The organism is Caballeronia sp. DA-9, from assembly GCF_051615025.1.
Classification (GTDB): Bacteria; Pseudomonadota; Gammaproteobacteria; order Burkholderiales; family Burkholderiaceae; genus Caballeronia; species Caballeronia sordidicola.
Map to the genome: position 1 here is coordinate 1,226,644 of NZ_CP195131.1, position 12,286 is coordinate 1,238,929.

Annotated in this window: 12 protein-coding genes; 1 reads left to right on the forward strand and 11 read right to left on the reverse strand. The window is 60.1% G+C overall.

All coding sequences use genetic code 11. The features are described 5' to 3' along the window. Positions 1-10 precede the first annotated feature (10 nt). Positions 11-1,408, forward strand: coding sequence for a lyase family protein (locus ACRWA7_RS05420; protein ID WP_438390375.1), 1,398 nt, complete (start codon positions 11-13; stop codon positions 1,406-1,408). A 26-nt stretch (positions 1,409-1,434) separates the two neighbouring features. Here the strand turns inward: ACRWA7_RS05420 and ACRWA7_RS05425 are convergent, their stop codons facing one another. The 11 genes from ACRWA7_RS05425 to ACRWA7_RS05475 form a co-directional block, all read right to left on the reverse strand. Further along, positions 1,435-2,505 (reverse strand): CobW family GTP-binding protein, encoded by a 1,071-nt coding sequence (locus ACRWA7_RS05425; RefSeq protein ID WP_438390376.1) that lies wholly within the window; start codon positions 2,503-2,505, stop codon positions 1,435-1,437. Then, positions 2,502-2,801: a hypothetical protein gene (locus ACRWA7_RS05430; protein ID WP_438390377.1), complete on the reverse strand. Its 300-nt coding sequence runs from the start codon at positions 2,799-2,801 to the stop codon at positions 2,502-2,504. Before ACRWA7_RS05430 ends, ACRWA7_RS05425 begins: the two co-directional genes overlap by 4 nt. A 136-nt stretch (positions 2,802-2,937) precedes the next feature. After that, positions 2,938-3,822 carry a polysaccharide deacetylase family protein gene (locus tag ACRWA7_RS05435; RefSeq protein ID WP_438390378.1) on the reverse strand — a complete coding sequence of 295 codons (885 nt, stop codon included), beginning with the start codon at positions 3,820-3,822 and terminating at the stop codon, positions 2,938-2,940. Between the two features lie 40 nt (positions 3,823-3,862). Then, positions 3,863-5,227, reverse strand: a complete 1,365-nt coding sequence (locus ACRWA7_RS05440) for an amidase (RefSeq protein WP_438390379.1) — start codon at positions 5,225-5,227, stop codon at positions 3,863-3,865. Between the two features lie 48 nt (positions 5,228-5,275). Then, positions 5,276-5,995, reverse strand: coding sequence for a GntR family transcriptional regulator (locus tag ACRWA7_RS05445; protein WP_438390380.1), 720 nt, complete (start codon positions 5,993-5,995; stop codon positions 5,276-5,278). Positions 5,996-6,074: 79 nt separating this feature from the next. Then, positions 6,075-6,977 carry an allantoinase PuuE gene (locus tag ACRWA7_RS05450; protein ID WP_438390381.1) on the reverse strand — a complete coding sequence of 301 codons (903 nt, stop codon included), beginning with the start codon at positions 6,975-6,977 and terminating at the stop codon, positions 6,075-6,077. Positions 6,978-7,012: 35 nt separating this feature from the next. Beyond that, positions 7,013-7,771, reverse strand: a complete 759-nt coding sequence (locus ACRWA7_RS05455) for an SDR family NAD(P)-dependent oxidoreductase (RefSeq protein ID WP_438390382.1) — start codon at positions 7,769-7,771, stop codon at positions 7,013-7,015. A gap of 23 nt (positions 7,772-7,794) precedes the next feature. Next, positions 7,795-8,709, reverse strand: coding sequence for an NAD-dependent epimerase/dehydratase family protein (locus ACRWA7_RS05460; protein ID WP_438390383.1), 915 nt, complete (start codon positions 8,707-8,709; stop codon positions 7,795-7,797). Beyond that, complete coding sequence (locus ACRWA7_RS05465; protein ID WP_438390384.1) at positions 8,706-10,382, reverse strand: ATP-binding cassette domain-containing protein; 1,677 nt, start codon at positions 10,380-10,382, stop codon at positions 8,706-8,708. The genes ACRWA7_RS05460 and ACRWA7_RS05465 overlap by 4 nt, the downstream gene beginning before the upstream one ends. Next, positions 10,379-11,224 (reverse strand): ABC transporter permease, encoded by an 846-nt coding sequence (locus ACRWA7_RS05470; protein WP_438390385.1) that lies wholly within the window; start codon positions 11,222-11,224, stop codon positions 10,379-10,381. The genes ACRWA7_RS05465 and ACRWA7_RS05470 overlap by 4 nt, the downstream gene beginning before the upstream one ends. Further along, positions 11,221-12,261 (reverse strand): ABC transporter permease, encoded by a 1,041-nt coding sequence (locus tag ACRWA7_RS05475; protein ID WP_438390386.1) that lies wholly within the window; start codon positions 12,259-12,261, stop codon positions 11,221-11,223. Before ACRWA7_RS05475 ends, ACRWA7_RS05470 begins: the two co-directional genes overlap by 4 nt. Between the last annotated feature and the right edge of the window lie 25 nt (positions 12,262-12,286).

The following is a 12,286-nucleotide window of genomic DNA, read 5'->3' on the forward strand; positions in this document are numbered from 1 at the left end:
CTGCAAGACAATGGAACTACGACGCACTGAAGCCGACTCGCTCGGCACATGTGAACTTCCGGCCGACGCGCTTTACGGCATCCACGCGCTACGCGGCCAGGCCAACTTTCCGTATAGCGGCGAGACGCTGGCGCATTACCCGGTATTCGTAAAATGGCTGGCGCGCACGAAGATGGTGATCGCGCGGGTCAATGCACGGCACGGCAAGATCACGCGCGCGCAATGCGATGCAATCGTCCAGGCCTGCATGGAACTCGCGGCGGGAAATCATGGCGCGGCGCTGATCGTCGATCCGCTGGAGGGCTCGTGCGGCACGTCGATCAACATGAACATCAACGAAGTGCTGACCAACCGCGCGCTTCAGTTGATGGGACATCGCCCGGGCGATTACGCGTTTCTCCACCCTCTCGATCACGTCAACTACGCCCAGTCCACCAGCGACGTGCTGCTCACCGCAGTGAAGCTGGCCCTGCGCGATGAAGCCAGGCAGTTGCGCAGCGTCATTGGACAATTGGCCGCGTCATTGCGCGAGAAGCAGGCCAGCTTCGAGGGCATTCTGCGAATCGGCCGCACGTGTTTGCAGGATGCCTTGCCGATGAAACTCGGTCAGGCGTTCGGCGGCTATGCGTCTCTCGCAGAACGGATGACAGCGTTGCTCGACACACACATTCCAGTCCTGAGCACGATTGCGCTGGGCGCCACCGCGGTTGGCACGGGGCTCGGGACCTACGACGGGTATCGGCATGCGGTGACGGCTGCGCTATCCGAACTGGCCGGCGAGCCGCTTACGCCCGCAACCGACCTCTTCGATGCGGTGCAAAACATGGATGAATTCGCCGCGCTGTCGGCGACTGTGAAAACGGCTACGCTTGCGCTCGCCAAGGTTGCAAACGATCTCGTACTGCTCAGTTCCGGTCCGCGTGGCGGGATTGGTGAGCTTCGTCTAGCACCGCAGCAGGCCGGCTCTTCAATGATGCCGGGAAAGGTCAACCCGGTCCACGCAATGGGACTCACGCAGGTCGCGTACTTCGTGGCCGGTGCGGATCAGAGCGTCATGCTGGCGGCTGCCAACGGACAACTGGAGACTAACAACTACATGCCTCTTATCGCTGTGTCGCTGTTCAAGGCAATAGGGGCGGCCACGCGAGCGATATCGATGTTCGACGTGTATTGCGTGCGGACTATCATTGCCAACGCGGATGCGAGCGAGCGCAACCTGCTCGAGTCGACTGCGATAGCCCCGGCGCTGAAGGATGCAATCGGCTACGAACGCACTGCGGCTCTGGTTGCGAAGGCGATCGAGTCGGGCCGGCCACTGATCGAGATAGTGGAAGCCGAAAGCGTGATGAGTCGAAAGGACATGCTGAACTTGTTACACTGGAGCACCGCCAGCCGCAGTACGATATGAAGGCGACTTCGGCATTCGCCTCGCACTCAACGAGCGGTATCTTCGAGATGATTTCGAAACCGTGCGTAGGATGCTTCTACTGCATCCAGGGTGAGACCTTCGGTAATGAACACAAGCCGCGAGCACCGTTGGGAAGCTTCATCGGCCTGAGGCCACGCTTGCAGATGCAGCATCGGATGAACGAGATGTTGAACTGCGTGCAGCACGGTGGGACAATCCGAATCAGCAATGTCGAGCAGCCCTTTCACGCGCAAGATCTTGTGGCCGTGACAGTTGAGGAGCAGCGTGAACCATAGCGTAAAGACCTGCCAGTCGAGAGGCGAATCAATTTGCATGCAGAAAGAGTTAATCGACGAAGCTTGTTCCCCGCGATGCGCAAGCGGACCGCCATTGACCACAACATGGCGGCACACCCTGCCCATCCGCATGACCAGGTCAGTCGAGCTCGCCGATGCAAACAGCATGTCGAGCAGCGCGCTTCCGCTATGGCCGCCAATACCTTGCGCGTGCGAAACATTGCCGCGAACCAGAACCTGCGCGGCTGGGTTGAGCGCCGTGAGCATGGCCGCCAAGTCCGTTAGTGTGGCTTGATCAACAAGGTCCGGCTTGCTGATCAGCAGGCGGTCCGCTGCAGTCACCTGAGCGATCCATTCAGGATAGCGTGCATGCTGCTCGCGCGCGTTCACTGCGTCGACCACAGTGATGATCGCATTCAGCGCGTAGTGACTGCGGATCACCGGATCGCCAAGCAACGTAGCGATGATCGGCGCGGGTGTCGCAAGCCCCGTCGTTTCCAGCACGACTCGCGAGAACGCCAGCGTCTCGCCGCGTGCACGCTGTGAAAAAAGCGTTGCGAGCGCGTCTTTCAACTCGCCGCGAATCGAACAGCAGACGCAACCGTTACCAAGCAGCACGGTGCGTGCATCCACCTCCCCGATCAAGAGATGATCTAGCCCGACCTCGCCGAATTCGTTGACGAGAACGGCGGTATCGCGAGCGGCGTCACCCTGCAGAACGTCGGCGAGTAACGTCGATTTACCGCTGCCGAGGAAACCGGTTACAAGGGTAAGCGGCAAGATCCCGTAGTCGAGGCTCATGGCGGCGCCGCTTCGTCTGTAAAAAGAGTCAGCGGGTCAAGTGGCCGGCCAAGCATGCGCTCAGCCACGCGCCAGACCTGCGAGAAGTCGCTGACCAATTCGCTTGCCCCCGTCGGCGACGTCAGCACGAACGACTGCCCGTGGAAGTCATCGAGTTTCAGCCGGAACGGCATCAGGACTCGATTGGCGAGCGCCGCCTGAATCAACCGCTGCCGACGCAGGTTCGCACCCTCCAGGGGCGCGGTGGCGTTCGACCAGTGGTAACCTCCGCCAAGCAGCCCGCACATGCCGCACATGCTTGCCTCACTCCTTAAAGTTCGTGAACTTTGAACTGTTGGATCACCGAACCGCCGGGATAGGCGCCCAGCGTCTTGCCGAAATGACGTCCCGCCTGATTCCGGCAGACGCTCTTCGATGGATCGGTTCAGTGCATTATTTGCTGCGCGGAAAACGGGCGAGGAAGTCATCGGCAATTTCGTCGCAAGTGCAAAACCGCACGCCCTCGTGCGAGCGAAAATAGTGTATCAAGCGTTCAAGCATCAGCAGCACTTGCGGACGCCCGGAGACGTCCGGATGAATCGTGATCGGGAACACGGCGTAGTCGCCGTGCTCGTGATACACCCAGTCGAACTGATCGCGCCACATCTGCTCAATGTCGCGCGGGTTCACAAAGCCATGGCTGTTGGGCGACTTCTTGATGAACATCATTGGCGGCAGATCGTCCAGATACCAATTCGCCGGAATCTCGACCAGATCCGTTTCCTGACCGCGCACGAGCGGCTTCATCCAGGCGCCCGGATGCTCGCTATAGTCGATCTTGGTCCAGGTATCGCCCACTCTAACGTAGTACGGGTGGAAATCGTTGTGCATCAGGCTGTGATCGTACTTGATGCCCCTCTTGACCAGCAGTTCATTCGTCACAGAACTAAATTCCCACCAGGGTGCAACGTAGCCGGTCGGGCGCCGGCCCGATAACTGTGTCACCAGCTCAATGCTGCGGTCGAGCACCGCTTCCTCTTGCTCGGACGTCATCGCAATCGGGTTTTCATGGCTATAGCCGTGAATGCCGATCTCGTGTCCTGCCTCCGCCACGGCCTTCATTTGCTCGGGAAACGTTTCAATGGAATGGCCCGGAATAAACCACGTTGTCCTGATCTTTTCGCGCTCGAAAAGTTTCAGCAGGCGCATTGAGCCTATTTCGCCCGCGAACAAACCACGCGAAATATCGTCGGGCGAATCTTCGCCGCCATACGAACCGAGCCAGCCCGCCACCGCGTCGACGTCAATACCAAATGCCACCAGGATTTCCTTCGCCATCGCTTTTCTCCATCGTTTGAATGGGATACGGTGTCGCTGCCTATCTGGAAGCACGCCCGAATAGCGCGGCTTCGACCGCACTGGCGATCCGCAGCAGCGCATCGTCGTCACCCTGCGTGCGCATGAGTTGCACGCTGGTTGGCAAACCGTCCGCGTCGGTCCCCGATGGCAATGCAATCGCTGGCGTATCTAGGAAACTGCCGGGCATGGTCATACTGAGCGTCTGCAAATTGAAGCGCGCGAACAGTTCGGGATCGGTTTCAAGAGGCTCGCGTAGCGGCGCAACGTGCGGGGTGGTCGGCATCACGAGCGTGGCGCCCGCAAGGTCGTTTGTCAGCTCGACAATCAACGCAGTGCGCCGCGCGAGAAGCTGCCGAGGACGGTCCGGTGGTACAGCCCGATTCGCTTCGAGACGCGTGCGCACGCGCTGATCGATACGCGCTGCATCGGACGAATCGAGCAGCGCGCGATGCACCAGAAACGCTTCCATGCCACCGAGCCAGCCGTGCTCCCGCATCAAGTCGCTGAAGGCTGATAACGTGGCGAGCGGCTTGCGTTCAACAATGGCGCCCGCGTCTTCCAGCCTCGCGACGAAGCGCTCGAAATTCGCAGCGACCGGTTCCGTGACGCAATAACGTTCGAGCAATCCTGGATCGACTACAAAGCGTATCCCCGGTATCGTGGCGTCTTTAGGCAATACCACGTCCACGCCACGAATGACGGCGTCGAAAGCCACGCAGTCGGCCACGCTGGTGGCGAGCGGTCCGCACGTGTCGAGTGTCGACGATAACCCGACCATGCCCTCCCGCGAATAGCGCGCAACGCTCGCGCGAAAACCGGTAAGGCCGTTGAACGCCGATGGCACGCGAATCGAACCGCCGGTATCGGTGCCGACCGCGACTGGCACAATGCCCGTTGCCACCGCGACCGCCGCGCCCGACGACGATCCGCCTGGCGCGCGCCGGCCGTCGTCTATGCGAGGATTGATGGCAGTGCCGAAATGAGGATTAAGTCCGAGCCCCGAAAACGCAAACTCGCTCAACCCGGTCTTGCCGATGCACACCATGCCGGTGCGAGCGCCTGCGCTGACCAGCGGAGCATCAGCGCGAGCCGCCTGCCGAGCAGCAAAGACGGCCGATCCCGCGGTGGTTACTTTTCCCGCAATATCGAACAAGTCTTTCCACGCTATCGGCACGCCATCGAGCAGACTAAGCGGCCGGCCCTCACGCCATCGTCTTGCCGAGTGCTCGGCTTCCCTGATCGCGCGTTCGGGCGTGGTCGAAAGAAACACGGCCGGAACAGCCGCTGCTTTCAATAATGCCGCCTCGGCGACCTCGACAGGATTCGACTTGCCGGAAGCAAATGCGCGCGACAGCGCGACAGCGGATATGCAGGAGTCAGGCATGAAAGTACGTTCCAGTCTCGTCAGGAATAACCGCGGATCGTCAACGCGTCAGCGCTTGAAGATTGCTTCCAGATCAACTTCGTTATCGACCACGTCGAGGTTCAGCGCCCCTTCAATGTGATCAAGGTGATCGAGCATGAGTTGCGCTGCCGCGCCGGCATTGCCATTTGCTATTGCCTCGACAATATCCGTATGCTCGTCCGCCCGGCAACTGACGCTGATAGGTGCGTTGTACAACAAGATCACCAGGCACGTCAGCGTCGAAAGTTCACGCAGGCTGCGCGTATAAGACGAGTTTCCCGCCAGCGCCGCCGCGAGGTTGTGAAACTCTCCCGAGAGCCGGATGATTGCGCGCTTGTCCCCGCGTGCGCGTGCATCCATTTCGCGGCGCAAATGTTCGCGCAACTGAGCAAGCTTTTCAGGCGTGATGTCTCGCGTCAACCGGTACATGACCGCAGGCTCGATCAGGCGGCGTGCCTCGAAAACATCCCGCGCCTGATCCACCGAAGGCTTTGCCACGAACCAGCCCTTCTTCGGATAAAGCTCGACAATCTGTTCGTAAGCAAGGCGGCTGAGCGCGTCGCGGACTCGTGCGCGAGTAGCGCCGAAAATGGCGGCAAGCCGCTCTTCCGCCAGCTTCGTGCCAGGCAAAAGGCGATGCTCAAGCAATGCGACATAGATCTGCTCGTAAATTTCTTCGCTGCTGTTGTCGCCGTCGCGGATCTTGCGGGGCTTCGATAACTTGGTTTCGCTAACGGTTTTTAGCATGTGCTGCATCTGAATGGATTTGAGTCGCACGTCCGGCCTGCATGTCGATGCGCCGGCGTACCTGTGGCCTCGCGCGATCCTAGCGTGTATGCGGATGTTCCTTGATCCAGTGCCGCGCAATGTCGATACGGCGCGCGATCCATACATCATCGTGTTTCATGACGTGGTCGATAAACCGCTCCAACCCGGCCGCGCGCCCGGGATGCCCGATGAGCCGCATATGCAGGCCAACCGACATCATTCTGGGCTGGGTAGCGCCCTCCCGGTACAGCATATCGAACGTGTCGCGCATGAACTCGAACCATTGGTTTCCCGTACCTACCGAGCCGGCATACTGACCGTCGTTGGTAGTCAGCGAATAGGGTATCACCAAATGCGGCTTGCCCTGGACGTTCTTCCAGAACGGCAGTTCGTCGCCGTAATAGTCGGAGTCGTAAAGAAAGCCTCCCTCCTCCACCAGCAGCCGGCGCGTATTGACAGACGGCGAATAACGGCAGTACCAGCCGTATGGACGCTCGCCCGTAGTGCGCGCCAGTGATTCAATCGCGAGCCGGATGTGCTCGCGCTCCACCTCCTCGCTCAATCCGTAATGCTTGATCCATCGCCAGCCGTGACTGCATACGTCGAATCCCGACGCGCGGATCGCCGCGGCAGCTTGCGGATTGCGTTCGAGTGCAAGCGCGCAGCCATAAACAGTGAGCGCCAGACCCCGATCCTGAAAGATCCGCATGAGACGCCAGAATCCAACCCGGCTGCCGTATTCGAACAGGCCTTCCGCAGCAAGGTCGCGGCCGGTCACGCCTGCGTCAAGGCCATCCGATTCGGTGAACCATGTCTCCGTCGCATCCTCGCCGTCGGCGATGGAAGGCTCGGAGCCCTCCTCGTAATTCATCACGAAGTTGATAGCGATGCGTGCGCCGCCGGGCCAGTTCGGATTCGGCGGATTCGCGCCGTAACCAATGAAATCGCGGTCGAGATCCATGTTACTGCTCTCCTGTAGCTGAGATTCAAATACGCTTAGAGCATCACGTCGCCACCATTGGGCGACAGCGTTTGTCCGACGAAATAAGCGCCGCCCGTTTCCGACGCAAGCAGCAATGCGGTCGGCGCGATCTCATCGGCCTGGCCAAAGCGGCCCGCAGGCAGTTCGCCGAATTTGATGGCGCGCCACTCGTCGCTGAATCCGGCGAGCATGGCGGTTTCCACCGGACCTGGCGCAATGGCGTTGACCGTCACGCCATGCGGCGCGCCTTCGTATGACAGTGCGCGCGTAAAGCCAACCACGCCGGCTTTCGATGCGCAGTAGTGGCTCATGTCGTGCGTGCCTTTGTAGGCAAGCTGCGATGCAATGTTGATCACGCGGCCATATTTGCGCGCGATCATCTCGCCGAAAAACTGCTTCGTCACAAGGAAGGTGCCGCGCAGATTGACGGCCATCATCCGGTCCCATTGCTCTATCGACAGATCCACAAACGACGTCTCGCCGCTGATGCCGGCAGCATTGACAAGAATGTCAACCGGACCCAGATGGTCGCGGGTCCAGACTCCGAGCGATGCGACCGATCCGGCGTTGGTCACATCGCACTCCGTAACAAGCACATTCGCGCCGCTTGCCGCGAGTCCGGACGCGAGCGCATTCGCTCCTTGCGAATCGGCGCAGTGCGAGATACCAACCTTCGCACCTTGTGCCGCGAAAATCTGCACGATTGCGCGGCCAATGCCGCTGTTACCGCCGGTCACAAGCGCGGTCCTGCCGCGAAGGGAAAATGATTCCACGCTAAAACTCCTTTAAACAAGGGCTAAACGTTCCTGGACAGCCAGTCCGCGTACGCGCGAATGCCTGCCTCAATATCATGGCGCGGTCGATAGCCCAGGTCGGCCGCCGCTGCGGAGATATCAAAGCGTTCCTGCAGTTCGTCGAGCGGATCGGGACCTGGCGCCAGCTGAATATCGGCGTGGGGAAATATGCGGCGCACGACGCCGGCAACTTCACCTAACGTGAGGCGGCTGTCGCCGGTAATGTTGTATGTACGGCGAGGCGGCTTTGGTGCATCGAGGGCGGCGACCAACCCGGCGGCGGCATCTTCCACGTAAATGTATTGCCGGTAAAAATCCTCTCCGAAGGGAACGCGCGTGGGACGCTGCGCCATTGCGTCGGTCAGCATGGTGCGAATAATGCAATCAGTCGTGCGGCGGGGTCCGTATACCCACGAGAGCCGCAAGCTGACGCCGTCCACGCCGTATTGCTGAGCATACGCCGCCACCAGTTGTTCGCTCGCAACCTTGCTCGCGGCGTAGAGACTGGCCGGCGCCATCACTATATCTTCCTTCACCGGAGCGGGCGGCGTATTTCCATAAGCGCTGGTCGACGAGCAGAACACAAAGCGGAGCGCACCATGAACCCGGGCCAGTTCCAGCATGTTCGTCGTACCCACAATGTTGACCTGAACCATCGCCACGGGATTGTCGCGCGCCACCATAGGTCCTGAATAGGCACCGCAATGAATCACGCCCGATAACCCGTCCAGTGCTAGCGCATGCAATCCGTGAACGTTGCCGAGATCGCACTCCTTTACCGTGATGTCGCCAATATCCATCCCGCCCACGCGGTCGATTGCGATGACATCGTCGCCACGCGCGCGCAACTGGCGGCACACTGCATGACCCACCAGCCCGGCCGCGCCCGTGACCATGATTCTTTGTGGGAAGCTCATTGGTTTTCTCCTGCGACGTCGAGATGATGAACACTTCTGGCGACTTCCTCGATAGGAAGCTCCGCCTGCAGCAGTTTTATTGTGTACTCCTCGACGGGCCGGCTGAAGACCGTCTCGGCTTCGCCGGTCTCGATGATCTTGCCGTTGCGCATCACCGCAACATAGTGCGCGAGCGAGCGCACCGAGTTCAGGTCGTGTGTGATGAACAGCGCAGACAAGCCCATCTCCGCCTGGAGATTGCGCACCAGGTCGATGATCTGCGCACGCACACGGATATCGAGCGCGGTCGTGCATTCGTCAAAAACCACGAAGTCCGGATTCGCGGCGAGAGCGCGCGCAATGCCCACACGTTTCTGCTCGCCGGCGGTCAATTCATGCGGATAAGTGCTCGCACGTTTGCGCGACAGATTGACCAGATCGAGCAACTCCAGAATCCTCGCATCACGATCGCCGCGCGAAAGCCTCGGTGCGAGCGCGAGCGGCTCGGCGATGAGATCGCGAACCTGCCAGCGCGGATTAAGCGACACGTACGGCTCCTGAAACACCATCTGCATGCGGCGGCGCACGGCGCGGAATTCGCGCTCCGTCATGTCAAGCGTGCTCCTGCCATCGAAGCGAATCACCCCCGAATCCGCATCGAGCAAACGCAACAGGCATTGCGCGGTCGTCGTCTTGCCCGAACCGCTTTCGCCGACCAGTGCAAGCGTTTCACCCCGCGCGATGGAAAACGAGACATCGTCGATAGCGCGCACGACCGCGTGGCTGCGATCCGACACGAAGGTTTTCACGAGATGCTCGACTTCGAGCAACGGACGCCGTTTGATTGCAACCTCCTGTTCGTCCCTGCTTGCCTGCGCGGTAGAATCGAACAAGGCAGGGCGCACCTTTGCAGCATCCAGCAATTCGCGGCTGTATGGACGCACCGGTGCCTTCAGGAAGCACCCCACGGGGGCGAGTTCGATCAGCTTGCCGTCTTTCATGATGCCGACGCGATCGCAATAATTCGCGACCACACCGAGGTCATGCGTCACGAGCAAGACGCCGAGACCGAGGTCCTTGCCTTTTTGTACCAGCAAGTCGAGGACTTGCAACTGAATGGTCGCGTCGAGGCCTAGCGTGGCGTCGTCGGCAAGCAGGATCTTCGGCTGCGCGATCAACGCCATGGCGATCACCACACGCTGCGCCATCCCACCTGACAACTCATGCGGATACGAGTGCGCGCGGCCTTCCGGATTGACAATGCCGACCTGCCTGAACAAGTCGATTGCTTCCTGCCACGCCGCTTTCCTGCCAATATACTTGTGCACTCGCAGCACGCGCGCGAGCTGTGAGCCGACCGTCTCCACAGGATCCAGCAACATCTTCGCGTTGGTGCCGATGAGTGCGACGTCGCCGCCACGATACCGCCGCTTGTCGCGTGCGTGCATCTCCAATACGGACCGCCGATTAAACGATATGCGTCCGCTCGCGATACGGCCGCCGTCCGGCAGCAAGTCTATGATCGAGCGCGCGAGGATTGACTTACCGGCGCCGGTCTCTCCGACGATGCCGAGGATTTCACCGCGGCGCAGCGAAAAGCTGACTGCGTCGAGAACACGTCGCTCGGGAGCGTTGTCGAAGCAAACCGACAAATCTTCGACTTCGAGCAAAACCTGATCTGCGTGCGCGTTCATTGCTCGCCTCGCGACGTAGGTTCGGCCAGACGCTTCACAGCGTCGCCGAGAATGGCGAATGTCAGCACCGAGATGATTATCGCGAGGCCTGGGAACAACGCTGCCCACCACACGCCAAGGATCATTTGCTGCGCGCCGTTGGCAACCATCAGGCCCCACTCCGGCGTAGGCATCCGCACGCCCGCGCCGACGAACGACAGCCCGGCGGTCAACAGGATCGCCATGCCGATGCTGATCGACACCTGCACGATGGCCGGCGTCATTGCGTTGGGCAGAATGTGGCGGAACATGATTGCGACGTTGGTCGCTCCGCTGCAACGTGCCGCGCTTATGAACGGCCGGTCGCGCAACGAGAGCACCTCAGCGCGAATCAGCCGGGCGAACATTGGAATGAACAGCACCGCCAGCACGATCGCGACATTCCAGATTTCCTGTCCCATGACCGAAACGAGCGCCATGCCGAGCACGAACACAGGAAAAGACTGTATGAAGTCGAAGATGCGCATGACCAAGGTGCTGAGGAGATTCTTGTAAAAGCCGGTCAACAACCCAATCGGCACGCCCACAATAAACGCGATCACCACGGCCGTCACGCTGATGAGCAGGTTGATGCGCGTGGCGTAGATGACGCGCGAAAGGATATCCATACCCGATACGTCCGTGCCGAACCAGTAATGCCACGAAGGCGGCTTGAGGATGTTCATGGGATCGGCGTCGACTGGAGAATGCGGCGCGATTAGCGGCGCAAACACAATGAGCACGATTTGCAGCACGAGAAGCGACAATCCAAACACGAGCGTCGCGCTCATTCGTGAGCCACGGTAATACGCCATGGATTTCATATTTCGATCCTCGGATCGGCGAGCCCATACAACACATCGACGGCGGTGTACACGACCAGAATGAAGGCTGCCGCGACCAGCACGAATCCTTGCAGGGCCGGGTAGTCGCTGTTCATCACGGCCTGCACCGCGTACTGTCCCAGTCCGCCCCACGCAAAAATGGTCTCGACCAGCACCGCCGCGCCAAGCAGAAAACCAAACAGGAAACCAATCATGGTAATGATGGGCGGCAGGCTGTTGCGCAATGCACTCAGTACCAGCATGCGCTCCGAGAGACCCGACGCGCGCGCGTGACGAATGAACTCGCTTTTGTAGATATCGGCGAATGTGGCTTGCGTCATTTTCATGAGGCCGCCCGCGTTGACAATGGTCAGCGTCAGGACGGGCAACAACAGATGCGACACGGAAGAACGGAACGCGGTCCAGTTTCCCGCTAACACGCTGTCGATCGTGTAGAACCCGGTGACGCCAGCCGGCGCGGTTATGAACGAATCGATCCGTCCGAACGGCGCGGGCGCCACCCCCGCCAGATGGAACAACGTAAATATCAGCAGCAGGCCAACCCAAAAATCAGGGATCGCGCCAGCTGCCAGTCCGTAAATACGGCTGCCCCTGTCGACCCAACCGCCCTTGCGTACCACCGACGTCACCGCAATGCCCACGCCAAGGATCACAGTAAGAATCATGGAATAGGTGATCAGCTCGAGCGTGGCAGGCACGCGTTGCGTCAGGTCGACCGTGACCGGGTTCGACGTGAACATCGAGGTGCCCAGATCTCCGTGAAGCAACGCCTTGATATAACCGCCAAATTGGGACCAGATCGTGCCTTCGAGATTCAGACGTTCGCGCAATGCCGCGATGGCCTCGGGCGTCGCCATGTTGCCGAGCATCAGCAACGCCGGGTCGCCCGGCAGCATGCGAATGAGCAGGAATGTCGCGAACATCACGCCGAACATCTGCGGAATAAGGACACCAATCCGCGCGATCACAATTCGGAGCGAGCGGGGAATCGACCGCCAGGCAGAAAATAGGACCATCGCACAACTCCTCGAACCACGGTTA

Bases quoted from the DNA above. Each gene is read 5' to 3' on its own strand.
- ACRWA7_RS05420 (WP_438390375.1), top strand. From the start codon at position 11: ATGGAACTACGACGCACTGAAGCCGACTCGCTCGGCACATGTGAACTT.
- ACRWA7_RS05425 (WP_438390376.1), bottom strand. From the start codon at position 2,505: ATGAGCCTCGACTACGGGATCTTGCCGCTTACCCTTGTAACCGGTTTC.
- ACRWA7_RS05430 (WP_438390377.1), bottom strand. From the start codon at position 2,801: ATGTGCGGCATGTGCGGGCTGCTTGGCGGAGGTTACCACTGGTCGAAC.
- ACRWA7_RS05435 (WP_438390378.1), bottom strand. From the start codon at position 3,822: ATGGCGAAGGAAATCCTGGTGGCATTTGGTATTGACGTCGACGCGGTG.
- ACRWA7_RS05440 (WP_438390379.1), bottom strand. From the start codon at position 5,227: ATGCCTGACTCCTGCATATCCGCTGTCGCGCTGTCGCGCGCATTTGCT.
- ACRWA7_RS05445 (WP_438390380.1), bottom strand. From the start codon at position 5,995: ATGCTAAAAACCGTTAGCGAAACCAAGTTATCGAAGCCCCGCAAGATC.
- ACRWA7_RS05450 (WP_438390381.1), bottom strand. From the start codon at position 6,977: ATGGATCTCGACCGCGATTTCATTGGTTACGGCGCGAATCCGCCGAAT.
- ACRWA7_RS05460 (WP_438390383.1), bottom strand. From the start codon at position 8,709: ATGAGCTTCCCACAAAGAATCATGGTCACGGGCGCGGCCGGGCTGGTG.
- ACRWA7_RS05465 (WP_438390384.1), bottom strand. From the start codon at position 10,382: ATGAACGCGCACGCAGATCAGGTTTTGCTCGAAGTCGAAGATTTGTCG.
- ACRWA7_RS05470 (WP_438390385.1), bottom strand. From the start codon at position 11,224: ATGAAATCCATGGCGTATTACCGTGGCTCACGAATGAGCGCGACGCTC.
- ACRWA7_RS05475 (WP_438390386.1), bottom strand. From the start codon at position 12,261: ATGGTCCTATTTTCTGCCTGGCGGTCGATTCCCCGCTCGCTCCGAATT.